Below are 25,441 nucleotides of genomic sequence, written 5' to 3'. Positions count from 1 at the left end.
TAGCTCCCGGTCATGGCGGGCAGGTGCGTACGCCATGACCACAAGCACCATGGCACCGGTCGCGCACAGGACGATCGACGTCGACGGGATCGAGATCTTCTACCGCGCGGCCGGGCCGCCGGACGCGCCGGTTTTCCTGCTGCCGCACGGTTACCCCTGCTCTTCGTACGAATTCCGCAACCTCCTGCCCGCACTCGGCGACCGCTGGCGGCTGATCGCACCCGACCTGCCGGGCTTCGGCTACAGCGGAACGCCCGACCGATCCGCTTTCTCCTACACCTTCGACGGCTACGCCGACTTCCTGGACCGTTTCACGCGGACCATGGGACTGTCCCGATACGCCATCTACCTGCATGACTACGGCTCCCAGTTCGGGCTCCGCCTGGCCATGCGCGCCCCCGAGCGGGTCACCGCGCTCGTCATCCAGAACGGCGACATCTATGAGGACCAGCTGGGGCCGAAGTATGAGTGGCTGAAGGAGTTCTGGGCGCGCCCGACGCCGGAGGGGCGGGCGAAGCTGGCCGCCAACGTCACGGAGGACGGCTTCCGTGAGGAGTTCGCCGGCGAGCTGCCCGAGCACCTGGCCGTCCGGGTGAGCCCGGACCTGTGGAAACTGCACTGGGTGCTGATGGACACTCCGCAGCGCCGCGAGAACGTCGTCGGGCTCTTCGAAGACCAGGCGACCACGCTCGGATGGTTCCCGAAACAGCAGGCGTACCTGCGCGAGCATCGTCCCCCGACGTTGATCGTGTGGGGCCCGCACGACGGCTACATGCCCGAGGGCGCCGCGAGGGCGTACCTGCGCGACCTGCCGGACGCCGAGCTGCATGTGCTCGACGCCGGCCACTGGGCGCTGGAGACCAACCTCGGCGAGATCGTCCCCCTCATCCGCGACTTCCTGGTCCGCGTCCTCATGTGACCGGGCCGCGCCCACCTCGTCAACGAGCGCGGCTGGTCGCGCAGGGATGTGCGGACGAAGCCGTTCTGGACCCCGGGCAGGCGAGGACTCGACTGAGTCGACACGACCACGGTCTGGCGATAATAATACCGGTATAGTTATCGCATGGATGTGGAGGAGGGGCCGTGATCGAGTTGAAGAGTGCCGGGGAGATCGCCGCGATGCGCGAGGCGGGACGGGTGGTCGCGGCCGTCCATGCCGCGGTGCGGGAGCAGGCCGCCGTCGGGGTGTCGCTGGCGCGGCTCGACGAGGTGGCGCGGACGGTCATCGAGGAGGCCCGGGCGGGGGCGTCGTTCCTGGGGTACCACCCGGCGTTCGGTGCCACCCCGTACCCGGGCGTGATCTGCACCTCCGTGAACGGGGTCATGCTGCACGGCCTGCCGACGCCGTACCGGCTGCGCGACGGCGACCTGCTCAGCGTGGACTGCGGCGCGTACGTGGACGGGTGGCACGCCGACGGCACGGTGAGTTTCACGGTCGGCCGGCCGCACGCGGAGGACCTGAAACTGATCAAGGTGGCCGAGGAGACGCTCGCTGCCGGCATCGAGGCGGCCGTGCCCGGCGGCAGGATGGGCGACATCGGCCACGCCATGTCCATGGTCGGCCGTGGCGCCGGCTACGGCATGCAGAACGACTTCGGCGGCCACGGCATCGGGCGGGCCATGCACGAGTCGCCGTTCGTGCCCAACGAGGCCCGCGGGGGACGGGGCCTGCTGCTGCGACCCGGCCTGGTGATCGCGATCGAGCCGAGCCTGATGGCCGGGGGCGGCGACGACTACTACATGGCCGATGACGGCTGGTCGGTGTGCTCGGCGGACGGCAGCAGGAGTGTGCATGTCGAGCACACGGTCGCCGTCACCGCCGACGGCCCGGTGGTCCTCACCCTGCCCTAGCGATCGAAGGTCATCCGGCGGTCATGAAAGCGGAGGGTCTTCCTCATCCGAGCGCATATATGCGCCAAGAAGGATGATCTTTGGCGCCTCTTCCCCCAGCTGGCATGTTTTCGCAGGTCAAGACAGGAATGCAGGTGGTTTGTTGAAAGAGGGCGTCGGGCAGATCTTCTCGCGATGGCTACGGAGAGTAGTCATCCGGTATCAGAGGAGAGGCATATGTATAGAGCAGGGCTCGTCCTGGCCGGTCTCGTCGGCGGGATGGTCGCGTTCGGAGGGCCCGCGCTGGCGGCGTCACCCATCGTCACCGCCGCATCCGTCCAGGCCGACATCGTGCCTGGCCCGAGCCAAGACGTTGACGACGGCAGGTCAGTGTCCTTCGGTGACCAGAACAACCTCGGTCAGGACAACGACAACCTCGACCTGAAGCTGGGCCTGCACGACATTCTCCGGACGCTCGGAATCCCACTCCTGGGCAGTGTGAGCGGTTGACGGAACGCGTACGAAGGGGCCCGCCCGCCTGGGCAGGGCCCCTTCGCCGCGTTCACCCCTCGCATGCGAACGCCGCCTCGAACGAGTGACGCGCGATCCGAAGCAGTCGCTCGGTGGAAAGGAGCGGGCCCGGCCGCGGTCCTGTGTGCGGGGGAGGCGCGGCCGGGCCCGCTGGAAGGGGAGCGCTGTGGGCGTGCGGTGGGAAACCGGCTAGGGGTGTGGCCGGTGAAAGCCCTGCGCTCCCGTGGCTCTCAGGGGGTTCCGAAGTCCTGGGTCCAGGTCGGGCCCTTGGTGTTGTGCCCGACGCCGATATGGGTGAAGGCGCAGTTCATGATGTTGGCCCGGTGTCCGGGGCTGTTGAGCCAGGCCCGGACCACCGCTGCGGCGGTGGGCTGGCCCTTGGCGATGTTCTCGCCCGCCCTGGTGAAGGCGAAGCCCGCCGCCCTGATGCGCCGGTCGAACGTGCGGCCGTCGCGCGAGTCGTGGTCGAAGTAGTTGTTGGCGGCCATGTCCGCCGAGTGGCGTTCGGCGGCCAGGTGGAGCTTGCGGTCGTGGATCAGCGGGCGGCAGCCGTTCCTGGCGCGAGCGTCGTTGGTGAGCTTGACGACCGCGGTCTCCGCCGCCGAGGCGAAGCTCCGGCTCGCGGCCGGGCGCCCGCACGACAGCTTCACGGAGCCGGACGTGTCGACCCGGCCCTGCGCGTCGAGCGCGACGACGTAGTAACGGCGGGCGGTGGCGGTGCAGGTGGCGCCGGCGGTGATCCGGCCGTTGCCGATGATCTGGGAGCCGCTCTTGACGATGCGGTCGGGGCCGGTGACGGCCACCGTGATGCGTACCCGGAGGCGGGCCTGGTCGGCGCAGCCGGCCCGGACGGCCGTGCCCCGCACCTTGCCCTTGGAGACGACCGGTTTGACCGCGACGACCCGGCATGCCTGCTGGGTGGCCTGGGGTTGAGCGGCCGCCGCGCGAGCTTCGGCGGGTCCAGGGAAGCTCAATGCCGCCAGACTCCCGGCACAGGCCAAGGCCTGGAGCGGTCTGCGCATTTTTGTCCTCCGACTACGGGCTCGACATTGCGTCGAATCCGCATTCTGGTCCTCCGAAGTCCGCCATGTCCTGAAAAGTAGCGGCATACCTGGAGCTCCAAGTGGCCGAATCGTGATCAGGTGCCGTGCTGAGCCCGGTAAACCATCGCGGCCCCCTGGGCGTCAGGGGGCCGCGACGGCGGTTAGCACTGTGCGGGCTTCAGCCACGAGCACTCGAGGTCGCCTGCCGGGGCGTCACCCGCCGAGCGCAGCTGGGCCGTGGTGTTGACCGGGTTGGCGTGGGAGAACTGGGCGAGCCGGATCGCGATCTTGTCCTCGATGTCCTTCGGCGAGCCCGACAGGTACTGGTTCAGCATGATCGAGAAGATCAGCGGCTCGCCGTCGGCGCTCGTGACGTACCCGGACAACGACGTCACCCCGGTCAGCGAGCCGGTCTTGGCGTGGACGTTGTTCGCGGCCGGCGTGTTACGCATCCGGCTGCGCAGCGTGCCGCCCACGAAGCGGTCGGCGTTGCCGGCGATGGGGAGCGACTCGTACCAGGTGGGGAACCACGGCTTGCCGCGTACGGCGGTCAGCAGCTGCGCGATCGAGCCGGGCGAGAACCCGTCGCGGCGCGACAACCCGGAGCCGTCCCGCATGTTGATCACCTGGACGCCGTTCGCCTTGGCGAAGTCGGTGCTGACCTTGAGCCCGGCCGACCACGTGCCCTGGCCGGCGACCTTGCGGCCCATGGCCTTGGTGAGGATCTCGGCGTGGATGTTGTTGCTGAGCTTCATGAACGGCACCAGCAGCTCGCCCAGCGTCATCGACTCGTGCGCGGCCAGCTCCGTCGCCCCTTGCGGGGTCGCCGCGGCCACGGTCGGGCCGAGGACCTTGACGCCGTGCTTGGCCAGCGACTTGCGGAACAGCGAGGAGACGTACGCGGTGGGGTCGTCCACGGCCACCCACTCCTGGTACGGGGTCGCCACCGTACCGGTGATCACGACCGTCCGGGTGCCGTGCTGCCGCTCGATGAGCACGTCGGTCCGCGTTCCCGCGGTGGCCTTGTTGACGATCTTCAGATAGTCGGTCTCCGGCGTCGTGGTCACCTTGACCTGGTCGCCGTCGGCGGCCACGGCCACGACCACCGAGCCCGCGTCGTAGTCCCGGTCCGGTGAGGCGGTCAGTGCGGAGATGGGCGCCGCGTAGTAGGCGGTCTCGTCGTCCCACGACCAGTCGTTGCCGAGCCGCTGGGAGTCGAACCACGTGTCGTCGGCCACCAGCTTGCCGGTGACGACCTTGATGCCCTCCGCCGCGACCTTCGCGGCCAGCGCGTCGTAGTCCTCGGCCAGCATGGTCGGGTCACCGGTGCCGCGCAGCACCAGGTCGCCGGTCAGGAGCGAGCCGGCTCTGCGGCCGGTGTTCAGCACGGAGGTGGAGAAGCGGTAATCGAGACCGAGCGTCTCCGCCGCCGCGGCCGCGGTGAAGAGCTTGGTGTTGGACGCGGGGATGAGCAGCTTGCCTGCGTCGGTGGAGTAGAGCTCCTCGCCGGTCGCGGCGCTCTTGACCACGACGCCCGCTCTGGCGATCGTGAGCCGCGAGTCGCTGAGGATCTGGTTGATGTCCTGGGCCAGGTCGGCCACTCCGGCCGAGGGATCGACGGCGACGGCGGGTGAGGTGGGGCTGGACGCCCACGCGAGGGCGGCGACGAGCGCGCCCGCGACGAGGGATGCTGAGGTGCGCCGCATGGGGTCTCCAAAGGGCTGAGGGATCGATCAGATCATGAACCAGCCCCGCCATCCTGCAATCCGCAAATATCCGTATTTCCGCCCCAGCCGCCGTCCCTCAGGCGGATGGCTGTCCGGAGGTCAGGAGGAATCCGCAGTCGCCGAAGGAGATCTCATCGCCGGACCTGACCCGGGCGGGCCCCACGAGCCGCCACCCGTTCAGCCGCGTGCCGTTGAGCGATCCAAGGTCGACGAGCATCCACCCGCCATCGTCATCCCGCCGCAGCTCGGCGTGGACCCGCGACACCGTCAGGTCGGACAACACGAGATCGCACGCCGACCCCCGCCCCACCACATAGCGCAGCCGGTCGTCGTCGGGCAGTGCCAGCCGGGGCAGGCGCGGCCGTCGCCAGGCGGACTGCAGCTTGGTGGTGAACTCGGAAACAGAGGCCACAGCGTCGGTCAGCCGCTGCCTGATCGTCGGGCGCTTCGGTAAGTCGGCGACCAGCTCGTCGAGCTCCCACCTGTTGCGGGCCCGCAGCACTTGGTCCACACGCCCCACGAAGGTGTCATGGGAGATCCGGCCCTCTACGGCGCGGTGCTTGAGCTCGTCGATCGCACGGTCACGTTCCCCGTCGGATGCGCGAAAGGGCGGATGGGTCGAGCTCATGTAGCGAGTATCGGCCCGAACCTCGCCCCCTGTCCAGAAAACGCGAATCAGTTGCGATGAGCATACTCGGTATGCATACTCAGTATCCATGTCGATCAGACACGGACTGCTCGCGTTGCTGAGCAGAGGACCGCGTTACGGCTACCAGTTGCGCGTGGAATTCGAGGCGTCGACGGGGGCGACCTGGCCGCTCAACATCGGCCAGGTCTATACGACGCTCTCGCGGCTCGAACGCGACGGCCTGGTCGCGCCGGGCGGCGCGGACGAGCAGGGCCGGGCGGTCTACACGATCACCGAGGCCGGTCGTACGGAGCTGGAGCGATGGTTCAGCACCCCCGTCGCCCAGGACGACCGGCCTCGGGACGAGCTGGCCATCAAGATCGCGATGGCCGTGGCCGGCGCGGACGTCGACGTGGCCGAAGTCATCCTCACCCAGCGCATGGCCACCATGCGCGCCTTGCAGGACCTCACCCAGGCCAAGCGCGGCGCCACCGGAGGCCTGGCACAGCGGCTGGTCCTCGATTCGCTGATTTTCAAGGCCGAGGCGGAGCAGCGCTGGCTGGACCACTGCGAGGCCGTTTCCAAGGAGAAGAAGCATGACCGTGGTGAGTAGTTTGCACGATGTGACCCGCGAGCACGGCTCGGTGCGCGCGCTGCGGGGCGTGAGCCTGGAGGTGTCGAGCGGCGAGCTGGTAGCGGTCATGGGCCCGTCGGGCTCGGGCAAGTCGACCCTGCTCAACCTGGCCGGTGGCCTCGACCGGCCCACCTCCGGCAGCGTGACGATCGAGGGCCGCGACCTCGCCGCCGTGAAGGACCTGGCGGCGCTCAGGCGCCGCAGCGTCGGGTACGTCTTCCAGGACCTCAACCTGATCCCGTCCCTGACGGCCGCCGAGAACGTGATGCTGCCCAGGGAATTGGACGGCGTACGGTCGGGCCGGGCCCGCGCCGAGGCACTGGCCGCGCTGGCCGACGTGGGAGCCGAGGAGGTCGCCGACCGTTTCCCCGAGGAACTGTCCGGCGGGCAGCGCCAGCGCGTGGCCATCGCCAGGGCGCTGACGGGCGAGCGGCGGTTGCTGCTGGCCGACGAGCCGACCGGCGCGCTTGACACCGCGACCGGCGACGAGATCCTGCAACTGCTGCGTTCCCGCTGCGACAAGGGCGTGGCGGTGCTGCTCGTCACCCACGAGCCGCGCTACGCGGCCTGGGCCGACCGCGTGGTCTACCTGCGTGACGGACTGATCGCCGAGGCGAACGCCGTGCGCCTGGAGAGCGCCCGATGAGCGCGTTCCGCGCCGCGTTGCGGATCTCGCGCAGGGACGCGCTGCGCTTCAAAGGCCGCACCGCGCTGATCATGGTGATGATCGGCCTGCCCGTGCTGGTCATCACGGCGGTGCTCACCGGCTCCGCCACCACGGACATCACGCCGCGCGACAAATTGGACTCGATGCTGGGGACGGCCGACGCGCGCGTCGTCACCCTCCCGTTCCGCACTCCGGTGAGGCAGGACCGCGCCGGCCAGAGCCCGAGCCAGCGCGAAGCGCGGCGCTCTGACCGGGCCTGGACGCCGGCGGAGATCAACACGCTGCTCCAGGGCCGCCTGCTCCGCTACCAGAGCAACCTCGTGGAGGCCCGCCTGGCGGACGGCTACGACCGTGTGGACGTGTTCGAGGTCGACCTGCGTGACCCGATGGCCGGCGGGATGCGCCGTCTCGTCGAGGGCAGGCTGCCCGCCGCGCCCGGCGAGGTCGCGGTGTCTCCCGAGATGATCGGCCGAGGCGTCCACCTCGGCGACACGATCAAGGTGTGGCGGCCGGACCGGACCGTGCGCGTGGTCGGCGTCGTCGAGCACCCGAACCGTCCCGGGCTGCGCGAGATGGTCGCCCTGCCGGAGGGGCTGCTCCCGCACCAGAACGACGGCAACAGCAGCGGCTGGCTGGCCGACACCTCCGCTCCCGTGCAGTGGGCCGATGTCCGGCGGCTGAACAAGGCGGGGCTGGGCGTCATCTCCCGTGCCGTGATCGAGAACCCGACGGCGGCCCAGCTCAGGCAAGAGAACTTCCACCCGGACGGCCCCGTGCGCACGCTGGCCGCGCTCGGCATCGCGGTCGTGCTCATCGTCACGGAGACCGTGCTGCTGGCCGGGCCGTCGTTCGCGGTCGGGCTGCGGCGCAGGCGCAGGGAGCTGGCGGTGATCGCGGCCCAGGGCGCCTCCGGTTCGCAACTCCGGACGATCGTGCTGGCCGACGGGCTCGTGCTGGGCGGCGCGGCCGCGCTCCTCGGCGCCGTGCTCGGCATCGTGGCGGGCGCGCTGGCGGAGTCGATCGCGGCCCGCGCGCTGGACTGGACGCACGGTCCGGTGGACGTCCCGTGGTGGCAGGTGCTCGGTGTGGCCTCGCTCGGCGTGGTGAGCGGGGTGACCGCGGCGCTGGTGCCGGCGGTGCAGGCGAGCCGGCAGAGCCCGGTGCACGTCCTGGCGGGGCGCGCCGCCGTGGACACGCACGCGCGGGCGGGCCGTCCCGTGCTCGCAGCGGTGCTGGTGGCGCTGGGGATCGGCGGGAGCTTCCTCGCCGTCCGCCATGGCGTGCTCTCCGTCGCGGCTTCCGGGGCGGTCCTCGTGCTCGGCCTCGTCGCGCTGATGCCGTGGCTCGTGCGGACCACGGGACGGCTCGCGGCGCGGCTGCCACTCCCGTTACGGCTGTCCGTACGCGACGGCTCCCGCCATCGCGTCCGCACAGCCTCCGCCGCCGCGGCGGTCATGGCGGCCACCATGGTGGCGGTCACCCTCGGCATCGGTCTCAGCAGCTCTTACGCCGAGCGCGAGGCGAACAGGAACACCGTGTTGCCCGCGGGAACCCTCACCATCGGCAGGTACGACGCGGACGATCAAGCGTGGTCCGCGATCCGGGTGGCGGCCGAGCAGGCGCTGCCCGGCGTGGACCTGGTCTCCGGGCTGAGGGCGAAGGACGGGCAAGGGGAGGACGTGAACCTGACCGTCGCATGGGATCCCGGGGCGTGCGGGGAGAAAAGACCCTGCGTCCCGCCCGGCTTCCACCGCCTGTCCCTGCCGATCGGCGACGAGCGCTTGCTTGCGCTCCTCCAGGGACGCCACGACCCGCAGGCCGCCGCGGCGTTGCGCGCGGGCAAGGCCGTGGCGTTCGACGCAGGGCTGGTGCGGGGCGGCGTGATCGAGCTGATGAGCGAGTCATGGGGCCCGGACGGCAGCACGAAGCCCAAGAGGTTCACGGTGCCGGCCGTGGTGGCGGGCGCGGCCGAGCACGCGCAGACCGGTGCTCTGATCCCGGCCTCGGCCGTGACGGCCGCCGGCTTCAAACCGGCCGAGCGCGTGGTCTACGCCTCCCAGGTGCCCGCCGACGTGGAGCGTCTGGAGCGCGATCTCGGGGTCGTGGGCGGTGGCGCCTTCGTCGACGTGGAGCAGCGCGCCGACGAGTCCGTCGCGGGCATGCTGCTGATGCTGCTCGGCGCGGCGGTCGTCCTGGTGCTCGGCGGCACGTTCGCGGCCACCGGCCTGGCGGCGGCGGACATGCGGAGGGATCTCGACACCATGTCGGCGGTCGGCGGGGCGCCGCTGGTCCGCAGGCTCGTGGTGGCGGGCCAGGCGGCGTACGTCTCGGGACTCGGCGCCGTGGCGGGGCTGGCCGGCGGCGTGGTCAGCGGCATCGCGCTCACCTGGCCGATGACCCGGATGGGTGACCGGGCGCCGGGGGCGGCCTTCTTCGACCCCGGCACCACCACGATCGACATTCCCTGGGTGTTCCTGGCCGGCCTCGTGATCGGGCTGCCGCTGCTGGCGGCGCTCGTGACCGGGGCGTTCACGCGGACGCGTCTGGCACTGGCACGACGGGTGGCGTGAGGCGGTACTTCAGCACCATCAGCACCGACGCGAAGATGATCAGCGCGGGGACCGCGGTCAGCCCTATGAGCACCGCGGTCACCGCGCTGTCCGGTTGCTGGACCGGCCTGCTCGGCTCGGACTCGATGAAGCCACCGATCGAGAGGATCACCCCGAAGATCAGCGCACCGGACGAGCTGACCGCGCTCTCGATGGCCGTCCACAGCCCGGTCAGCACACCCGCCCGGCGCTTGCCCGTCCGCGCCGCGTCCGCCGCGATCACGTCCGCCAGCATCGAGAACTGCAGCAGTTGCAGCCCCGCGTACCCGACGCCCACGAGCGCGACCGTCACATGCGCCCACACCGCGCCGAACAGCGGCGTCGCCATGGTGGCCGTCGTGCCGCACCCGAACAGCAGCGTGCCCGTGAGCATCGCGCCGCGTTTGCCGAACCGCCTGGACAGCCGCACCCACAGCGGCATCGTCAGCAGCATCGGGCCCACCAGCGCGGCGAACAGCGTCTGCGTGGCCTTGGAGGAGCCGATCGTGTAGGTCGCGAAATACGGCGCCCCGGCCAGCATCATGCTCACGGCCAGCATCTGCGTGCAGGACAGCACGGTCAGCCACAGGAACGCCGAGTTGCCCTTGATCGCCGCGAACTGCTCGCGCCACCCGCCGTGATCCGCCTCGGGGGCGCCGGTCATGGGGGCGCGGGCGGTGCCGAAGAAGGAGCCCAGCATGGCGGCGAGCATGATGATCGCGATCGTGGCCGCCATCAACCGGTAGCTGCCCAGCGTGCCGTCCTCGCCCTCGCTGGTGGCGATGGCCGGCGCGAGCACGCCGCTGACCGCGGTAGCCGCCGCGATGAACACCATCCGCCACTGCAGCAGCGACGTGCGCTCGTGGTAGTCGTGTGTCATCTCGCCGGGCATCGCCTTGTACGGGACCTCGAACAACGCGTACGCCGTCGCCGTCGCCAGGAAGCACACGCCCACGTACGCGGCGGCCGGAACCCCTGTCAGCGGCGGCCCCGCGAACACCAGGAAGAACGCGGCCGGCAGCGTGCACGCCCCGGCCAGCAGCCACGGCCGTCGCGGACCCCACCGCGAGACGGTGCGGTCCGACCAGCGCCCCACCATCGGATTGACGACCAGGTCCCAGACCTTGGGCGCGGTGACCACGACGCCGGCCAGCCACGCGGGCACGGCGAGGAAATTGGTCATGTAGTAGAGCAGCAGCAGCCCGGGCACGGCGTTGACCGTGGCCGTGCAGAAGGAACCCACGCCATAGCCGAGGCGCACGCCCCTGGAAACCGCGGGCGTGCTCCCCGCCGGTGCGTTCATGAACGTGGTTCGTCAGTCGCACACATCGGCGCACACCACGTGGGCGCCGATCTCGATCATCCGTCGCTCGCTGCGCGCGTCCGCCACCCTGGCCATGAGGATGGGCGCGCCACTGGCCGCGAACTGCGGCAACCGCGCGCGCACCAGGCGGTGCAGGTCGCGTACGACGTCCTCGGCGGCCGACATGTGCGTCTTCACATGCAGCATGATCCCCGGCACTCCGGACGCGGTGCGGGCCTCGGAGATCCAGACGTGGTGCACCAGCGGGAAGTCCATGAGCAGCTGTCCGATCGCCTTGCGCAGGGCGGGCAGGATCGGGTGCGTGCACCGCCGGTAGCCCGGATCCACCTGCTGCATCGGCCCCGACAGGTGCGGCCGCGGCGCGGGCACCCACGGGATGGCCGGCGCCTGCGGAGCCGGAGGGGCCACCTGGGCCAGCGTGGCACCGCGCGACACGGTGGCCATCGCGCCCGTCGCGTAGGCGGCGGGCGCCGCCCCCGACAGGACGGGCGTGGGCCCCGTGCGCGTCGTGGTGAGGAAGCGCTGGAGATCGTCGATGGGCACGGCCGCGGCGGCTGGTCCGGCCGCGTCGATCACGATCTCCCGCACGCCCGTGACGCGCTGGATGTCCAGGATGGTGTCGACGTCGCAGGCCGACAGAGAATGACTGCCACGGTGCCTGGCGTAGGTTGCCGGGCTTGTGTAGCCCAGCAACACGCGGTCACCGGCTTGGGTCGTCCCGAGGACGACCGAACGATCTGGTCGCACTGCCACCAGGACACCGCCATCGGCGAGAGCGCTCAGCAGACGGTGGGGAGTGCCATGCTGAGCGAGCACGTCGGCAAGCGCAGGATTCCCGATGCTCATATGACGAACCATAGGTAGTTGGTCACGGCTTATCAGGCTAATGGGCAAGAAATCTTCCGATCAAGACAAAGATGGGCGCGATGTGGATGAGTTTCCGACCCGGTGGGTACGGGCTGGGCTGTCTCACATCGTGGGTCCCTCGTGAACACGTTCACAAGCGGCGGATAGACTCGGTGGGACAGCCGGGGGACCCGTGGACGTGTTCCCCGAAGACCCGTCGCAGAGCCCCTAAGGATCCACACCCGTGAACAAGCCCGTCGTTCTGGTCGCAGAGGAACTGTCCGAGGCTGGCCTCGCCGTGCTCGGTGCTGATTTCGAGGTCCGCCACACCGACGGCGCCGACCGTTCCCAGCTGCTGCCCGCTCTCGCCGAGGTGGACGCGCTGATCGTCCGCTCCGCCACGCAGGTCGACGCCGAGGCCATCGCCGCGGCGCCCAAGCTGCGGGTGGTCGCCCGCGCCGGCGTCGGACTCGACAACGTCGACGTCGAGGCCGCCACGAAGGCGGGCGTCATGGTGGTCAACGCGCCGACCTCCAACATCACCAGCGCCGCCGAGCAGACCGTCGCCCTCATCCTCGCCAGCGCGCGCAACACGGCTCAGGCCCACGCCGCGCTGAAGAACGGGGAGTGGAAGCGTTCCAAGTACACCGGGGTCGAGCTCGACGAGAAGGTCATCGGCATCCTCGGCCTGGGCAAGATCGGGCAGCTGGTGGCGCAGCGGCTGCAGCCGTTCGGTGTCGAGCTGATCGCCTACGACCCCTACCTGCCGCCGGCCCGCGCCGCGCAGATGGGCGTCAAGCTGCTCAGCCTCGACGAGGTGCTCAAGCAGGCCGACTTCATCACCGTGCACCTGCCCAAGTCGAAGGAGACGCTCGGGCTGATCGGCGACGCGGAGCTGCACAAGGTCAAGCCGAACGTCCGCATCGTCAACGTCGCCCGCGGCGGCATCGTGGACGAGGCCGCGCTCTACTCGGCCATCAAGGAGGGCCGCGTCGCGGGCGCGGGCCTCGACGTGTTCTCCAAGGAGCCGTGCGTCGACAGCCCGCTGTTCGAGCTCGACCAGGTCGTCGTCACGCCGCACCTGGGCGCCTCCACGCACGAGGCGCAGGAGAAGGCCGGCACCCAGGTCGCGCGGAGCGTGAAGCTGGCGCTGGCCGGCGAGTTCGTGCCGGACGCGGTCAACGTCCAGGGCGGCGCGGTGGCCGAGGAGGTCAAGCCGGGGCTGCCGCTGGCGGAGAAGCTGGGCCGGGTGTTCACCGCGCTGGCCGGCGAGGTCGCCACCAAGCTCGACATCGAGGTGCGCGGCGAGATCGCCTCGCAGGACGTGCGGGTGATCGAGCTGGCCGCGCTCAAGGGCGTCTTCGCCGACGTGATCGAGGAGCAGGTCACCTACGTCAACGCGCCGCTGCTGGCCAAGGACCGGGGCATCGCCGTCGAGCTGGTGACCAGCTCGGAGAGCCCTGACTGGCGCAACGTGGTGACCGTGCGCGGCGTGCTCGCCGACGGCCGCCAGGTCTCGGTCTCCGGCACGCTGTCCGGCCCTCGCCAGATCACGAAGATCGTCGAGGTCAACGGCTACGAGATGGAGATCGAGCCGACGGCCCACCTGGCGTTCTTCACCTACACCGACCGGCCCGGCATCGTCGGCGTGGTCGGCCGCCTGCTCGGCGAGCACAACGTCAACATCGCCTCGATGCAGGTGGCCCGTTCCACCAAGGGCGGCAAGGCGCTCATCGCGCTGACCGTCGACTCGGCCATCCCGGCTGACGTGTCCGAGCAGATCGTGTCCGAGATCGGCGCGGAGAGCGGCCGCTCGGTGGACCTGCAGGACTGACCCGTTCGTCTCGCGGAAGGCCGCCGCCCTCAGGGGTGGCGGCCTTTTGTTGTCTCAGCATGTGAGATACTAGGACATCCAACGAGATGCCTCAGGTATCGTAACGACAAATGCGCCAGGTGCTCGTACTCATTACCTGCCGCGGCGAGGCCTGTTAGGGCAGGTCGACGACTCGCCGCGGTGAGCGGCGTGCGTCGGCCGATAAGTCCCTTCCTCCGGTCCGTGACCCGGACCGACGAGATCAGGCCCGGTCGGGTTCGCGACCGGAATCCGAAGTCCCCTTTTGGAACGCGCCCGCGAAACGAGATGAGAGACATGTACGAGATGGATGCCTGGAACCGTGCCGAGGAATACACCGACGAGGCCGCGGAGGCCGTGCAGACCGCCCTGGACCGCAGGGACAACGGCGGCGCGCCTCAGAATTCCAGCCGGTAGAACACCGCCGTCCGCTTCATCCCCGGCACGAGCTCGACGATCCGGGTCACGATGCGATGCGGCGTCGACGGACGGTCGAACCCGTCGATGTCGAACGCGCTCGTCGCGTCCAGACAGCGCAGCTTCGGGTGGATCGCTGCCAGGTCGGCCGGGCCCTCGATGCTCCAGTGGAGCGTGGCCCCGGCCTTCTGGACGGGCCTGTTGAGCTTCTGCAGGCGCAGCCCCAGGCGGTTCAAGGCGTCGAAGACGAACTGGCCGCTCGGGAAGCGCTCCACGATCGCCCGCAGCAGCGCCCGGCCCTCGCCGGGATCGAGATAGTAGAACAGGCCCTCGGCGACGACCAGCACAGGCCGGTCGACGACCTCCGGATAGTCGACGTCGTACCAGCGCACGGTCGGCGGCGTGGCCAGCCGGTGGAAGCGGGTGTCGAGCCCGCAGCCCAGGTGCAGCACCGTGGCGCCGGGATGTGCGGCCAGGAACTCGGTGGCCCACCGGTCCATGAAACGGGCCCTGAGCGCCACGGCCGGCGCAGTGCGCGCGGTGATGCCGGTCTTGCGGAAATCGTGGTCGAGCCCTCTCGGGCATGCACCCACGGTACGCCACGAAAGCGTGTCCGAAGAGTGAGATGATGTGTTCGTCAGTCGAGACGAGCCGGTAAGGTAACCGCCATGGAGTCGCGTAATATCCGCTTGGCCGTCATCCCCGGGGATGGCATCGGCACCGAGGTCGTGGCCGAAGGACTCAAAGTCCTGGAGGCCGTCGGCACGAAGATGGAGCCCACCCACTACGACCTGGGGGCAGCACGCTACCACCGCACCGGCGAGACACTGCCGGACTCGGTGCTCGAGGAGCTGCGCGGTTACGACGCGATCCTGCTCGGCGCCGTGGGCGACCCCAGCGTGCCGCCGGGCATCCTCGAGCGCGACCTGCTGCTGCGCCTCCGGTTCGCGTTCGACCACTACGTCAACCTGCGGCCGGTCAAGCTGTTCCCCGGCGTCCGGACCCCGCTGGCCGACACGGCTGCCGAGGACATCGACATGATCGTCGTCCGGGAGGGCACCGAGGGCCTCTACGCGGGCACCGGCGGCGCCATGCGGCGCGGCACGCCCCACGAGATCGCCACCCAGGAGTCGCTCAACACCGCCTACGGCGTCGAGCGCGTGGTGCGTTACGCGTTCGAGAAGGCCAAGACGCGCCCGCGCAAGAAGCTCACGCTCGTCCACAAGACCAACGTCCTCACCTACGCGGGCGACCTGTGGCAGCGCACGGTCAACCGGCTGGCGGAGGAATACTCCGAGGTCACGACCGACTACTGTCACATCGACGCGGCCTCGATGTTCTTCGTGAGCCAGCCGGAGCGGTTCGACGTGGTCGTCACCGACAACCTGTTCGGCGACATCATCACCGACCTCGGCGCGGCCATCGCCGGCGGCATCGGCCTGGCCGCCAGCGGCAACATCAACCCCGAGCGCACCGCGCCCAGCATGTTCGAGCCGGTGCACGGCAGCGCGCCCGACATCGCCGGGCAGGGCAAGGCCGACCCGACCGCGACCATCCTGTCGGTCGCCATGCTCCTCGACCACCTCGGCCTGCACAACGAGGCGGCGAAGGTCGAGCAGGCGGTCGCCGACGACATCGTGGAGCGGCCGGCCGGCTGGGCGGGCCGCAGCACGCAGGAGATCGGCGACGCCATCACCGCGCGAGTATCCGGCTAGGGCCGCCTAGTTCGAACGCGCCTGGCGGTCCGAGAAGGGCTGCCAGGCGCTTTTTCATGTCCAAACGGTTGAAACCACCCCATCAGCCGCTTGCCATCCCATATGGCGAGACAATAGGAAGTACGAGCTGCCCTCGGGCAGTGCTGCCATCGCCCTCGCGGATCCGTAGGTCCGCAGGATTAGGTAGATTTCGCAGATTCGCAGAGAGAAGGACCGTCGTCATGACCATCGCTCAGAAGCTCAGCTTCGACGTGCAGCTATCCGACCACGCTCGCACCGCGGCAGAGCGCGAGCAGGTGCTGGCGGACCCGGGATTCGGGCAGACCTTCACCGATCACATGGTCTCGATCGACTACACCGAGGGCCAGGGCTGGCACGACGCCAGGCTCATGCCGTACGGACCGCTCTCTCTCGACCCGGCCACCTCGGTCTTCCACTACGCCCAGGAGCTGTTCGAGGGGCTGAAGGCCTATCGCCAGGTCACCGGCTCGATCGTGATGTTCCGCCCGTACGCGAACGCCGCGAGGTTCAACCGCTCGGCCGCCCGCATGGCCATGCCCGCGCTGCCCGAGGAGACGTTCGTCGAGTCGCTCGAGCTGCTCGTCGAGACCGACAAGGAGTGGGTGCCCACCACCGAGGGGCACAGCCTCTACCTGCGGCCCTTCATGATCGCCACGCAGGCGGGACTCGGGGTCAACTATCCGTCGAAGACGTACAAGTACATGGCGATCGCCTCGCCGGCGGCCTCCTACTTCACGGGCGGCATCAAGCCCGTCTCGGTCTGGCTGTCCACCGAATACACCCGCGCGGCGCCCGGCGGCACCGGTTTCGCCAAGTGCGGCGGCAACTACGCGGCGGCGTTCGTCGCCCAGCGGCAGGCGGTGGCGAACGGCTGCGACCAGGTGGTGTGGCTGGACGCGGGCGCGCACCAGTACGTCGAGGAGATGGGCGGCATGAACCTGTTCTTCGTCTTCGGCAACAAGCTCGTCACCCCCGCGCTGACCGGCACCCTGCTGCCCGGCATCACCAGGGACTCCATCCTGGAGCTGGCCGGTGACCTCGGCCTGGAGACCGAGGAGCGGCTCATCTCGGTCGAGGAATGGCAGTCCGGCTGCGAGTCCGGCGAGCTGACGGAGGTCTTCGCCTGCGGGACGGCCGCCGTGGTCACCCCGGTGGGCTCGGTGAAGGGCGCCGACCGCGCCTGGACCGTCGCCGACGGCACCCCCGGGCCGGTGACGATGCGGGTGCGCGAGGAGCTGGTCGGCATCCAGTATGGCGCCCGCCCCGACGCCCACAACTGGGTCCACAAGATCGGTTAGTCCGTCACTTCTTTCTGATCAGCGTCATCCCGTCCGCGACCGGCAGCACGAGCACGGTGACCCGGGGGTCCTCGATCACCAGGTCGTTGAACTCCCGGATCTCCACGGTCGTGACCTCGTCGTGGGCGGGATCGGCCACGTGCCCGCCGCGCAGCGTGTTGTCCGCGATCAGCAGCCCGCCGGGCCGCATGCGCTCGATCAGCAACTCGTAGTAGCCGGGGTAGTTGCCCTTGTCGGCGTCCAGGAAGGCGAGGTCGACGGTCTGGTCGAAGGCGGCCAGCGTCTCCATGGCCGGTCCCAGCGTGAGCGTCACCCGGTCGGCCACGCCGCCCTTCGCCCAGTAGCGGCGCGCGATCGACGTCCACTTCTCGCTCACGTCGAAGCAGTGCAGCCGGCCGCCTGACAGCCCACGGGCGATGCACAGGGACGAATAGCCGGTGAACGTCCCCACCTCCACAGCCACCTCAGGCGCCATCAGCTGGGTGATCATCGTGAGGAAAAGGCCCTGGCCGGGGGAGATCTGCATGACCGCGGAGCCGCCCGTGACCTCCATGGTCTCCTTGGTCAGCTCCTCCAGCAGGGGGTCGGGCTTGGTGGAGTGCTCAAGGACATACCGCGCGACGGCGGGAGTGATGAGGTCTGCCTTCATAAGCCCACGATAGGGTCTCGCAAGTGATGAAGCGGTTTGCGGCGGTCGTGCTGGCCTGCGTGGTTCTGTCCGTGTTGTGGTTCGCCCAGCCGGGCACGTCGTCCGATGGCGTACAGCTGAGCAGGCAGGCGGACGGCTCCATGGTGCTGGCGGACAGGTCGAGCGACGCCCCAGTGCTGGACGTGTACGAGGACTACGACTGCCCGGTGTGCAAGGACATGCATGCCAAGGTCGACGCCACGATCCAGCGGCTGGCACGCGAGGGCAAGGTCAAGGTCGTCTTCCACCCGGTGACGATCTTCCAGGACGAGCCCATGCGGTCCAACTCCGTCCGCGCCGCCGCGGCCGCCCGCTGCGTTCCCGAGGCGAACTGGCTGGCCTTCCGCGACGAGCTGTACGCCATCCAGCCCGCGCCACACGGCGAGGCGTCAGGGTTCACCGTCGAGGAGCTGGTCAAAGCGGCCAGGAAGGCAGGCGCGGCGGTCGACGAGTGCGTGACCTCGCAGTCGTACGCGAAGGCGCACCTGGAGCAGACGGCCACGATCCGACTGGAGGGCACGCCGACCCTGGTCCTGGACGGGCAGCTGCTGGGCGACGAGGCGTTCGACGCCACCGCGCTCGAAAAGGCCATCACCGGGGGCACAGGCGTAGAGGTGTGACCCGGAGATCCCACAAGGTGAGACCGGTGTGCCAAGTGGTGAATCGCTATGGCACACTGGGTTACACCATGTTCTACGGTCTGCTCATTATCGACAGGCGCGCTGGCTGACACAGGGACAACGCCAGCGCGCAGACCTCTCACGTCCGTGAGGGGTCTTTTTGTTTTCACGAAAAGAGAGGCTCATGGCCGACGACCGCTTCCACGTATACGACACGACCCTGCGGGACGGCGCGCAGCAGGAGGGGCTCAACCTGACCGTCGCCGACAAGCTCGCCGTCGCGCGTCACCTGGACGGGCTGGGCGTCGGCTTCATTGAGGGGGGCTGGCCCGGCGCCAACCCCAAGGACACCGAGTTCTTCAGGCGCGCTCAAACAGAGCTCGACCTGAAGCATGCGCAACTCGCCGCGTTCGGCGCGACCCGCCGGGCCGGTGTGAAGGCAGCCGACGACCCTTTGGTGGCCGCTTTGCGCGAATCCGGCGCGCCGGTCGTGACCCTTGTCGCCAAGAGTCACGACCGGCACGTGGAGCTGGCCCTCCGCACGACTCTCCAGGAGAACCTCGCGATGATCCGCGACACGGTCTCTCACCTTCGTGCGGAGGGACAGCGGGTCTTCCTCGACGCCGAGCACTTCTTCGACGGCTACAAGTCCAATCCAGCCTACGCGCTGGAGGTCCTCAGGACCGCCGCCGAAGCCGGAGCCGACGTCATCGCCCTGTGCGACACCAATGGCGGCATGCTCCCCGACGAGCTGGCCGACATCGTCAACGAGGCCGTTCAGGCCGGCGCCCGCGTCGGCATCCACTGCCACGATGACACCGGCTGCGCGGTCGCCAACACGCTGGCCGCCGTCAAGGCGGGCGCCACCCACGTGCAGGGCTGCGCCAACGGCTACGGCGAGCGCTCCGGCAACGCCAACCTCTTCACCGTCGTCGCCAACCTGCAGCTCAAGCGGGGATTCGACCTGGTGCCGGCGGCCGCGCTGGCCGACATGACCCGCATCGCGCACGCCATCACCGAGGTCACCAACGTCACCCCCAACTCCCACGCGCCCTACGTCGGCATGTCCGCCTTCGCCCACAAGGCCGGCCTGCACGCCAGCGCGATCAAGGTCGACCCCAACCTCTACCAGCACATCGACCCGGCCGCCGTCGGCAACGACATGCGCATGCTGGTCTCCGACATGGCAGGCCGCGCCTCGGTCGAGCTCAAGGGCCGCGAGCTGGGCTACGAGCTGACGCCCGAGCACACCAAGACGCTGGTCGAGCGGGTCAAGGACCTGGAGTCCAAGGGCTTCACGTTCGAGGCCGCGGACGCCTCGTTCGAGCTGCTGCTGCGTGACACCGTGGCTGGGGAGCGCAAGCGCCACTTCGACGTGGAGTCCTGGCGGGTCATCGTCGAGCGGACCAAGGGCGGCGAGCTGGTCAGCGAGGCCACCGTCAAGGTGCACGCCAAGGGCGAGCGCATCGTGGCCACCGGCGAGGGCAACGGCCCCGTCAACGCCCTGGACAAGGCCGTCCGCCTGGCGCTGGAGCAGCTCTACCCCGAGCTGGCCAAGCTGGAGCTGGTCGACTTCAAGGTCCGCATACTGGAGGACACGCACGGCACCGACGCCATCACCCGCGTCCTGATCACCTCCAGCGACGACACGGGCGAATGGGCCACCGTCGGCGTCGCCGAGAACATCATCGACGCCTCCTGGCAAGCACTGGAGCAGGCGGTCACGTACGGCCTGCTGCGTGCCGGCCGCGACTGCTGAGAGTCCTGCAGGCGGCCGGCGTGCCGGCCGCCGCTAGAACAGATCGGCAGGGAACGACACGCCGTCGACCGTGACCTTGCCGCCCGAGCAGGACACCTTGGGCGAATCAGCGCCCGGCACGATCACGGTCAGCAGCGACTTCGCGGCCGGTGACACGACCACGTTGGTGGGCTTCTTCGACAGGTAGGTCGGCGACACCCAGCCGAGCTTGCCGCCGCGCTCCACCTTCTGCCCGCCGACCCGGTCACAGGAGGCGGAGAACTGCAGCAGCGTGACCTTGAACTTGCCGTCCTCCAGCACCACCTTGCCGCCGCCGTTGGAGACCACCTTGAGCGAGGGGTCGAAGCGCCACACGTTTCTGACCTTCTTGCCGCCGGAGGCCGTGTCCAGCACGGCCATCACGTCCTCGCCGTGGTTCACCAGCACGGACCGGGTCCGGCTTACCCCGTAGGCCTGGTCGGTCAGCCGGAAGGACTGCCGGTCCGAGCCGTACTTCGACTCCGTGAGCTTGGAGGACGTGCGCGGCCTGAAGCGGGCTCCGACCACGGTGGGGACGTTGTGTGCCTCGGGCGACATCGTCCAGTAGCGGTAGGAGCTCTTCTCGTAGGAGTGGAAGCCGCCGTCGACGAGGATGTCGCGGCCCTGCGCGTAGTACGTGACGCCAAGGTGATCCTCGTGCCCGTGGAACTTCAGGCCGGGCCCGAACCTGATCGAGTAGTACGCCGACTCGGGCTTGCCCCAGGCGGTCCGGCCGAACACGTAACCCGCCCGGTACGCCTTGACCTCCTGCTTCGGCGTGCCGGTCTCCATCTTCGGCTCGGTCTCGGCGCTGCCGTCCCCGAGGGGCGCCATGTAGCCGTTCGGCATGGTCGCGTGGGCGATGAAGTCCTTCAGCGCCTCGGTCCGCGAGGCGATCGTGCCGGGCACCTTGCGGTCGCAGGACTTCATGACGGTCATCGCGAACTGGAGCCGGCTGTAGACGTAGACCGCGTACCGCGGCGCCTGCTCCATCAGCGCGCCCTGCGCGTCCACGTCGATCGCCACCGTGCCCGTCAGGCGCCTGGAGGCCAGGTCCGCCCAGTCCTTGCGGCCGTACCTGCAGCCGATGCCCATGAGCGCGATGTCCTGGTCGATGCCGTGGTTGTGGCCCTTCTTGTACAGGCGCGAGTCCGACAGGAGCTTGGCGTGCACGGCCAGGCTGTCCTTCAGCCAGCCCTCCTTGACGTGCATGCTCAGGCACAGCAGCGGCTGGGTGCGCAGGGAGACCGGGTGGTCCTTCCACACGTACGGCTGGGTGCCGCGGGCGCCGTACTTGTTGTTGGCCACCCAGTCCTTGGCGATCTCCTCGGCGCGGTCGAGGTAACCGCGCTCGCCGGTGTTCTCGTACTCGACGACCAGCGTGCCCATCCAGCGCAGCGACTGGAAGACGAACTCCCAGGAGCGGTTCTTGTACGGGCTCGCGTCCCAGTTGATCTTCTTGCCGAACTTGTAGGCGGGCAGGCCCACCAGCGAGAGCTCACCCCGCATGACGTCGTCGGCCGTCGGCGTGCCGGGCAGCCAGTCGCCCTGGCACTGCGCGGTACGCGTCACCTTGTCGTCGGCTTGTGCAGGGCTCACGAGCCCGCCGAGGGCGAGCATGAGGGCAAGAGGTATCGCGAGCCGGCGCACGCCAGGTCCTTTCGGGAAAAGATGAGGGCGGAACATGCTGTCCGAATTACGATCAACTGGTCAAGCTGCGTGCCCGATTCGTTAACCGCGCGATGCCCCACTGGCATGCTTGTTTCCGTGAGATTCGACGACCTTGTGATTCCCGACACGCCCGCCTGCCGCGGCGCGCTCGAACTGGCCGGCCGCTATCATTCGCCGTCGCTGCTCAACCACTCGATCCGCGCCTACCTGTGGGCGGCCGCGTACGCGCAGGACAACGACATCGCGTTCGACGCCGAGTTGCTCTACGTGTCGGCCATGCTGCACGACCTCGGACTGGTCGCCGAGTTCGACAGCCACACGGTGCCCTTTGAGGAAGCGGGCGGGCACGTGGCCTGGGCCTTCGCCGCCGGAGCCGGGTGGTCGCCCGAGCGCAGGTCACGCGCGGCCGAGGTGATCATCCGGCATATGTGGGACGAGGTGCCGGTGGCGGAGGATCCCGAGGGGCACCTTCTGGAGCTGTCCACCGGCATGGACATCTCCGGCCGCCGTACCGACGAGATCCCCGCCGAGGTGCGACGGGAGGTGCTGGAGCGTTATCCGCGGCTGGAGATCGCCAAGGAGTTCGCCGTGTGCATCTCCGAGCAGGGCGCGCGCAAGCCCGAGAGCATCGCCGGCCGGTTCGTGGCAGGCGGCGTCCTCGACCGCATCGCGCGCAACCCGCTGGACGCCTAGAGCGCTAGGCCTTGGGGCCCGCGGTCTCGGCGACTTCGAAGGTCCACACCTCGGAGCCCGAGGCCGCGGGGCCCTGACCGTGGCCGTGACCCTGGGCGGCGGCGGAGGCGGCGGCCTGGGCATGCCCGCGGGCGAACGCCTGGCTCGACTGCCACTTCTGGAAGTCCTCCTCGCTGCGCCAGCGCGTGTAGACGAGGTACTGCTCGGTGCCCTCCACGGGCCTGAGCAGCTCGAACCACTCGAACCCGTCGGCCGACTCCACCATCCCGGCCCGCTTGGAGAAGCGCTTTTCGAGCTCTTCCCGCATGTCGGCGGGCACGGTCAGCACGTTGATCTTCACGACGGACAAGGGGAACCCCTCCCATACGGCGCAGCTGAGGGCTCCAGGCTAACGCGGATCATTTGCGCCTCAGGGACAGGCCCAACACGTTCACCTCGCCCGTCGCGGCGACCCGCCCGGCCACGAAGCCGATCGAGCCGAGCCCGAGCACGAGCAGGAACGCGCCGAGGCCGCCGAAGGCGCCGACCACCCCGAGAACGATGCCGACGGCCATGCCGATCAGCGGCGTCCACTGGACGTTGTTCATGCCCTGACAGCTAACCGCAGCAATCCGGGTGATGCTCTGCACGACGGACTCCAGCCGCATAAATGGACGGCTCATGACTCGTCGGGTGTCGAGTGGGCGGACCCCTGTGGCAGCGGCGATAGCCTTATCGGGTGCGTATAGCGAGGTTCTCCACAGGCGAAGGCGTGTCGTTCGGCGTGGTCGAAGGCGGTCCGGGCGAGGAGATCGTGTCCACGGTCGCCGGCCACCCCTTCGGCCACGTGCAGTTCACCGGCGATCGGTTCCCGCTCAGCCAGGTGAAGCTGCTGGCTCCGATGCTGCCGAGCAAGGTGATCGCCATCGGCAGAAACTACGCCGAGCACGCGCGCGAGATGGGCAACGAGGTGCCCGAGGAGCCGCTCATCTTCATGAAGCCGTCCACCTCGGTGATCGGCCACGGCGAGAACATCGCCTATCCCACGTCGATGTCCGACCGCGTCGACTACGAAGGCGAGCTGGCCGTGGTGATCGGCAGGCTCTGCCGCGAGGTCCCGGTCGAGCGGGTCAAGGACGTCATTTTCGGCTACACCTGTGCCAATGACGTCACCGCCCGCGACCTGCAGAAGAAGGACGTGCAGTTCACCCGGGCCAAGGGGTTCGACACGTTCTGCCCGCTCGGGCCGTGGATCCAGACCGACCTGGACGCGAGCGACCTGGCGCTGACGACCACGGTCAACGGCGAGGTGCGCCAGAGCGGCCGCACCAGCCAGCTCATCCACGACATCCCCGCGCTGGTGGCCTACGTCAGCGCGGTCATGACGCTGATCCCCGGCGACATCATCCTGACCGGCACCCCGGCAGGTGTCGGCCCGCTCCAGATCGACGACGAGGTCAGCGTCGGCATCGAAGGCATCGGCACACTCACGAACAAGGTGGTCTCCCGTGACTGATCTACGGGTGCGTTTCGCCCCGTCCCCAACCGGCATGTTCCACGTCGGCGGCGCCCGCACGGCGCTGTTCAACTGGGCGCTGGCCGAGCAGTCCGGCGGCCGCTTCGTGCTGCGCATCGAGGACACCGACGCGTCACGCAACCGTCCGGAGTGGACCGAGGGCATCATCTCCGCGCTGGACTGGATCGGCATCAACGGCTCCAACCCGGTGTTCGAGGGCCCCTACTTCCAGTCGGCCTACGAGCCGCAGCACCGCGAGGCGGTGGCGAAGCTGCTGGCCGACGGCAGGGCCTACTACTGCGACTGCACGCGCGACGCGCTCGTCGCCCGCACCGGCTCCGAGCACAAGGGCTACGACGGCTACTGCCGCGACCGCGGCCTGACCGAGGGCGCGGTGCGCTTCCGCACTCCCGACGAGGGCGTGACGGTGGTGGCGGACCTGGTCCGCGGCAACGTGGAGTTCCCCAACGAGGCGCAGGAGGACTTCGTCATCGCCCGCAGCGACGGCTCGCCGCTCTACGTGCTGGCCAACGCGGTCGACGACATCACCCAGAACATCACCCACGTCGTCCGCGGCGAGGAGCACCTGGGCAACGCGGCCAAGCAGATGCTGCTGTGGCCCGCGCTGGGCGCGACGCCGCCGGTCTGGGCGCACCTGCCGGTGATCGTCAACGAGCAGCGCAAAAAGTTGTCCAAGCGCCGCGACAAGGTGGCGCTGGAGGACTACCGCGCGGAGGGCTACCTGGCCGAGGCCATGGTCAACTACCTGATGCTGCTCGGCTGGGGGCCCGGCGAGGACCGCGAGATCATGCCGTGGTCGGAGATGGTGCCGCTGTTCCGGCTGGAGGACGTCAACTCCGCCAGCGCGTTCTTCGACGAGAAGAAGCTGCGCGCGTTCAACGGCGAATACATCCGGGCGCTCCCGCTGGAGACGTTCGAGGAGCGCTGCGCGTCCTACCTCGACCCGTCCTGGGACCGCGAGCTGTTCAGCAAGGTCGCGGTCCTGGCCCAGACCCGCCTCGCGGTGTTGTCGGAGATCCGGCAGAACATCGACTTCCTCTTCCTCGAGGAGCCGGTCTTCGAGCAGGCGTCCTGGGACAAGGCGATGAAGAACTCCCCGGTGGAGATCATCACCGGCTATCTCGAGCGTCTGGAGAGCGTCAGCTGGGACCCGGAGTCGCTCAAGGAGGCCCTGGAGGAGGTCGGCAGCGCCCACGGGCTCAAACTCGGCAAGGCCCAGGCCCCGGTGCGCGTGGCGGTCACCGGCCGCACGGTGGGTCTGCCGCTGTTCGAGTCGATCGAGGTGCTCGGCCGCGCGCGGACCGTGGACCGGCTGCGCGCCGCCCTGACGCGGCTCCATTCAGGCACGTAGTCTG

The 25,441-nt window shown here is 69.3% G+C and carries 24 protein-coding genes; 14 read left to right on the top strand and 10 right to left on the bottom strand.

Going from position 1 to position 25,441, the window contains the following annotated elements:
* Positions 1–34: 34 nt before the first annotated feature.
* The 3 genes from ACTWQA_RS06130 (at position 35) to ACTWQA_RS06120 (ending at position 2,340) form a co-directional block, all read left to right on the top strand.
* On the top strand, positions 35–919 hold the full coding sequence (locus tag ACTWQA_RS06130; protein ID WP_443158288.1) for an alpha/beta fold hydrolase: 885 nt from the start codon (positions 35–37) through the stop codon (positions 917–919).
* 164 nt (positions 920–1,083) lie between these two features.
* Complete coding sequence (map, locus tag ACTWQA_RS06125) at positions 1,084–1,851, top strand: type I methionyl aminopeptidase (protein WP_305916652.1); 768 nt, start codon at positions 1,084–1,086, stop codon at positions 1,849–1,851.
* Positions 1,852–2,067: 216 nt separating this feature from the next.
* The gene (locus tag ACTWQA_RS06120) at positions 2,068–2,340 is read left to right on the top strand and encodes a hypothetical protein (protein ID WP_443158287.1); all 273 of its coding nucleotides are present in this window, start codon (positions 2,068–2,070) and stop codon (positions 2,338–2,340) included.
* Positions 2,341–2,591: 251 nt separating this feature from the next.
* Here ACTWQA_RS06120 and ACTWQA_RS06115 read toward each other — a convergent pair whose 3' ends face one another.
* The 3 genes from ACTWQA_RS06115 to ACTWQA_RS06105 all read right to left on the bottom strand — a co-directional run bounded on the left by ACTWQA_RS06115 (position 2,592) and on the right by ACTWQA_RS06105 (position 5,759).
* A complete protein-coding gene (locus ACTWQA_RS06115) occupies positions 2,592–3,383 on the bottom strand; it encodes a CAP domain-containing protein (protein ID WP_443158286.1) in 792 nt (263 codons plus the stop codon).
* A 182-nt stretch (positions 3,384–3,565) separates the two neighbouring features.
* Positions 3,566–5,110: a D-alanyl-D-alanine carboxypeptidase/D-alanyl-D-alanine endopeptidase gene (gene dacB, locus ACTWQA_RS06110; RefSeq protein ID WP_443158285.1), complete on the bottom strand. Its 1,545-nt coding sequence runs from the start codon at positions 5,108–5,110 to the stop codon at positions 3,566–3,568.
* Between the two features lie 97 nt (positions 5,111–5,207).
* A complete protein-coding gene (locus tag ACTWQA_RS06105; RefSeq protein ID WP_305916648.1) occupies positions 5,208–5,759 on the bottom strand; it encodes a DUF1707 and FHA domain-containing protein in 552 nt (183 codons plus the stop codon).
* An 88-nt stretch (positions 5,760–5,847) separates the two neighbouring features.
* Between ACTWQA_RS06105 and ACTWQA_RS06100 the strand changes: the two genes are divergently transcribed.
* The 3 genes from ACTWQA_RS06100 to ACTWQA_RS06090 are packed head-to-tail and all read left to right on the top strand — an operon-like array spanning position 5,848 to position 9,630.
* Complete coding sequence (locus ACTWQA_RS06100; protein ID WP_443158284.1) at positions 5,848–6,372, top strand: PadR family transcriptional regulator; 525 nt, start codon at positions 5,848–5,850, stop codon at positions 6,370–6,372.
* Complete coding sequence (locus ACTWQA_RS06095; protein ID WP_443158283.1) at positions 6,356–7,039, top strand: ABC transporter ATP-binding protein; 684 nt, start codon at positions 6,356–6,358, stop codon at positions 7,037–7,039. Before ACTWQA_RS06100 ends, ACTWQA_RS06095 begins: the two co-directional genes overlap by 17 nt.
* Positions 7,036–9,630 (top strand): FtsX-like permease family protein, encoded by a 2,595-nt coding sequence (locus ACTWQA_RS06090; protein ID WP_443158282.1) that lies wholly within the window; start codon positions 7,036–7,038, stop codon positions 9,628–9,630. The genes ACTWQA_RS06095 and ACTWQA_RS06090 overlap by 4 nt, the downstream gene beginning before the upstream one ends.
* Here the strand turns inward: ACTWQA_RS06090 and ACTWQA_RS06085 are convergent.
* Entirely contained in the window at positions 9,590–10,951 is a 1,362-nt protein-coding gene (locus tag ACTWQA_RS06085) for an MFS transporter (RefSeq protein WP_443158281.1), read from the bottom strand. The two genes, ACTWQA_RS06090 and ACTWQA_RS06085, sit on opposite strands and share 41 nt — an antisense overlap.
* A 12-nt stretch (positions 10,952–10,963) precedes the next feature.
* Positions 10,964–11,818 carry a hypothetical protein gene (locus ACTWQA_RS06080; protein ID WP_443158280.1) on the bottom strand — a complete coding sequence of 285 codons (855 nt, stop codon included), beginning with the start codon at positions 11,816–11,818 and terminating at the stop codon, positions 10,964–10,966.
* A 244-nt stretch (positions 11,819–12,062) separates the two neighbouring features.
* On the opposite strand from ACTWQA_RS06080, the gene serA reads away from it, so the two are divergent.
* Positions 12,063–13,652 (top strand): phosphoglycerate dehydrogenase, encoded by a 1,590-nt coding sequence (gene serA, locus ACTWQA_RS06075; RefSeq protein WP_327589225.1) that lies wholly within the window; start codon positions 12,063–12,065, stop codon positions 13,650–13,652.
* A gap of 416 nt (positions 13,653–14,068) precedes the next feature.
* On the opposite strand, the gene ACTWQA_RS06070 is transcribed toward serA, so the two are convergent.
* Positions 14,069–14,680 carry a class I SAM-dependent methyltransferase gene (locus ACTWQA_RS06070; protein WP_443158279.1) on the bottom strand — a complete coding sequence of 204 codons (612 nt, stop codon included), beginning with the start codon at positions 14,678–14,680 and terminating at the stop codon, positions 14,069–14,071.
* Between the two features lie 75 nt (positions 14,681–14,755).
* Here ACTWQA_RS06070 and ACTWQA_RS06065 point away from each other — a divergent pair, with 75 nt between their 5' ends.
* Positions 14,756–15,802, top strand: a complete 1,047-nt coding sequence (locus ACTWQA_RS06065; protein WP_443158278.1) for a 3-isopropylmalate dehydrogenase — start codon at positions 14,756–14,758, stop codon at positions 15,800–15,802.
* Between the two features lie 221 nt (positions 15,803–16,023).
* Positions 16,024–17,121: a branched-chain amino acid aminotransferase gene (locus tag ACTWQA_RS06060; RefSeq protein WP_443158277.1), complete on the top strand. Its 1,098-nt coding sequence runs from the start codon at positions 16,024–16,026 to the stop codon at positions 17,119–17,121.
* 4 nt (positions 17,122–17,125) lie between these two features.
* Here ACTWQA_RS06060 and ACTWQA_RS06055 read toward each other — a convergent pair whose 3' ends face one another.
* On the bottom strand, positions 17,126–17,770 hold the full coding sequence (locus ACTWQA_RS06055; protein WP_443158276.1) for an O-methyltransferase: 645 nt from the start codon (positions 17,768–17,770) through the stop codon (positions 17,126–17,128).
* Positions 17,771–17,796: 26 nt separating this feature from the next.
* Between ACTWQA_RS06055 and ACTWQA_RS06050 the strand changes: the two genes are divergently transcribed.
* Positions 17,797–18,429, top strand: coding sequence for a DsbA family protein (locus tag ACTWQA_RS06050; RefSeq protein WP_443158357.1), 633 nt, complete (start codon positions 17,797–17,799; stop codon positions 18,427–18,429).
* 184 nt (positions 18,430–18,613) lie between these two features.
* On the top strand, positions 18,614–20,188 hold the full coding sequence (gene cimA, locus ACTWQA_RS06045; RefSeq protein WP_443158275.1) for a citramalate synthase: 1,575 nt from the start codon (positions 18,614–18,616) through the stop codon (positions 20,186–20,188).
* Between the two features lie 33 nt (positions 20,189–20,221).
* On the opposite strand, the gene ACTWQA_RS06040 is transcribed toward cimA, so the two are convergent.
* Positions 20,222–21,856, bottom strand: coding sequence for a heparinase II/III domain-containing protein (locus tag ACTWQA_RS06040; RefSeq protein WP_443158274.1), 1,635 nt, complete (start codon positions 21,854–21,856; stop codon positions 20,222–20,224).
* 117 nt (positions 21,857–21,973) lie between these two features.
* On the opposite strand from ACTWQA_RS06040, the gene ACTWQA_RS06035 reads away from it, so the two are divergent.
* Positions 21,974–22,570, top strand: coding sequence for an HD domain-containing protein (locus ACTWQA_RS06035; protein ID WP_327589232.1), 597 nt, complete (start codon positions 21,974–21,976; stop codon positions 22,568–22,570).
* 4 nt (positions 22,571–22,574) lie between these two features.
* Here the strand turns inward: ACTWQA_RS06035 and ACTWQA_RS06030 are convergent, their stop codons facing one another.
* Together ACTWQA_RS06030 and ACTWQA_RS06025 are read right to left on the bottom strand one after the other, a co-directional pair.
* Complete coding sequence (locus ACTWQA_RS06030; RefSeq protein ID WP_443158273.1) at positions 22,575–22,919, bottom strand: antibiotic biosynthesis monooxygenase family protein; 345 nt, start codon at positions 22,917–22,919, stop codon at positions 22,575–22,577.
* 49 nt (positions 22,920–22,968) lie between these two features.
* The gene (locus ACTWQA_RS06025; RefSeq protein ID WP_443158272.1) at positions 22,969–23,232 is read right to left on the bottom strand and encodes a hypothetical protein; all 264 of its coding nucleotides are present in this window, start codon (positions 23,230–23,232) and stop codon (positions 22,969–22,971) included.
* Between the two features lie 56 nt (positions 23,233–23,288).
* On the opposite strand from ACTWQA_RS06025, the gene ACTWQA_RS06020 reads away from it, so the two are divergent.
* Positions 23,289–24,065 carry a fumarylacetoacetate hydrolase family protein gene (locus ACTWQA_RS06020; RefSeq protein WP_443158271.1) on the top strand — a complete coding sequence of 259 codons (777 nt, stop codon included), beginning with the start codon at positions 23,289–23,291 and terminating at the stop codon, positions 24,063–24,065.
* A 34-nt stretch (positions 24,066–24,099) separates the two neighbouring features.
* Positions 24,100–25,437: a glutamate--tRNA ligase gene (gene gltX, locus ACTWQA_RS06015; protein WP_443158356.1), complete on the top strand. Its 1,338-nt coding sequence runs from the start codon at positions 24,100–24,102 to the stop codon at positions 25,435–25,437.
* Positions 25,438–25,441 lie beyond the last annotated feature (4 nt).

Origin of the sequence: Nonomuraea sp. 10N515B (assembly GCF_052245915.1) — a bacterium.
In the GTDB taxonomy this organism is placed as follows: Bacteria; Actinomycetota; Actinomycetes; order Streptosporangiales; family Streptosporangiaceae; genus Nonomuraea.
The sequence above is the reverse complement of the archived record's forward strand: the minus strand, read 5'-3'. Positions and strand labels throughout refer to the sequence as shown.

Coding starts and splice junctions, on each gene's coding strand:
- ACTWQA_RS06130 (WP_443158288.1), top strand. CDS start 35: ATGACCACAAGCACCATGGCACCGGTCGCGCACAGGACGATCGACGTC.
- ACTWQA_RS06120 (WP_443158287.1), top strand. CDS start 2,068: ATGTATAGAGCAGGGCTCGTCCTGGCCGGTCTCGTCGGCGGGATGGTC.
- ACTWQA_RS06115 (WP_443158286.1), bottom strand. CDS start 3,383: ATGCGCAGACCGCTCCAGGCCTTGGCCTGTGCCGGGAGTCTGGCGGCA.
- dacB (WP_443158285.1), bottom strand. CDS start 5,110: ATGCGGCGCACCTCAGCATCCCTCGTCGCGGGCGCGCTCGTCGCCGCC.
- ACTWQA_RS06105 (WP_305916648.1), bottom strand. CDS start 5,759: ATGAGCTCGACCCATCCGCCCTTTCGCGCATCCGACGGGGAACGTGAC.
- ACTWQA_RS06100 (WP_443158284.1), top strand. CDS start 5,848: ATGTCGATCAGACACGGACTGCTCGCGTTGCTGAGCAGAGGACCGCGT.
- ACTWQA_RS06095 (WP_443158283.1), top strand. CDS start 6,356: ATGACCGTGGTGAGTAGTTTGCACGATGTGACCCGCGAGCACGGCTCG.
- ACTWQA_RS06090 (WP_443158282.1), top strand. CDS start 7,036: ATGAGCGCGTTCCGCGCCGCGTTGCGGATCTCGCGCAGGGACGCGCTG.
- ACTWQA_RS06085 (WP_443158281.1), bottom strand. CDS start 10,951: ATGAACGCACCGGCGGGGAGCACGCCCGCGGTTTCCAGGGGCGTGCGC.
- ACTWQA_RS06080 (WP_443158280.1), bottom strand. CDS start 11,818: ATGAGCATCGGGAATCCTGCGCTTGCCGACGTGCTCGCTCAGCATGGC.
- ACTWQA_RS06065 (WP_443158278.1), top strand. CDS start 14,756: ATGGAGTCGCGTAATATCCGCTTGGCCGTCATCCCCGGGGATGGCATC.
- ACTWQA_RS06060 (WP_443158277.1), top strand. CDS start 16,024: ATGACCATCGCTCAGAAGCTCAGCTTCGACGTGCAGCTATCCGACCAC.
- ACTWQA_RS06055 (WP_443158276.1), bottom strand. CDS start 17,770: ATGAAGGCAGACCTCATCACTCCCGCCGTCGCGCGGTATGTCCTTGAG.
- ACTWQA_RS06050 (WP_443158357.1), top strand. CDS start 17,797: ATGAAGCGGTTTGCGGCGGTCGTGCTGGCCTGCGTGGTTCTGTCCGTG.
- cimA (WP_443158275.1), top strand. CDS start 18,614: ATGGCCGACGACCGCTTCCACGTATACGACACGACCCTGCGGGACGGC.
- ACTWQA_RS06025 (WP_443158272.1), bottom strand. CDS start 23,232: ATGAGCCGTCCATTTATGCGGCTGGAGTCCGTCGTGCAGAGCATCACC.
- gltX (WP_443158356.1), top strand. CDS start 24,100: ATGTTCCACGTCGGCGGCGCCCGCACGGCGCTGTTCAACTGGGCGCTG.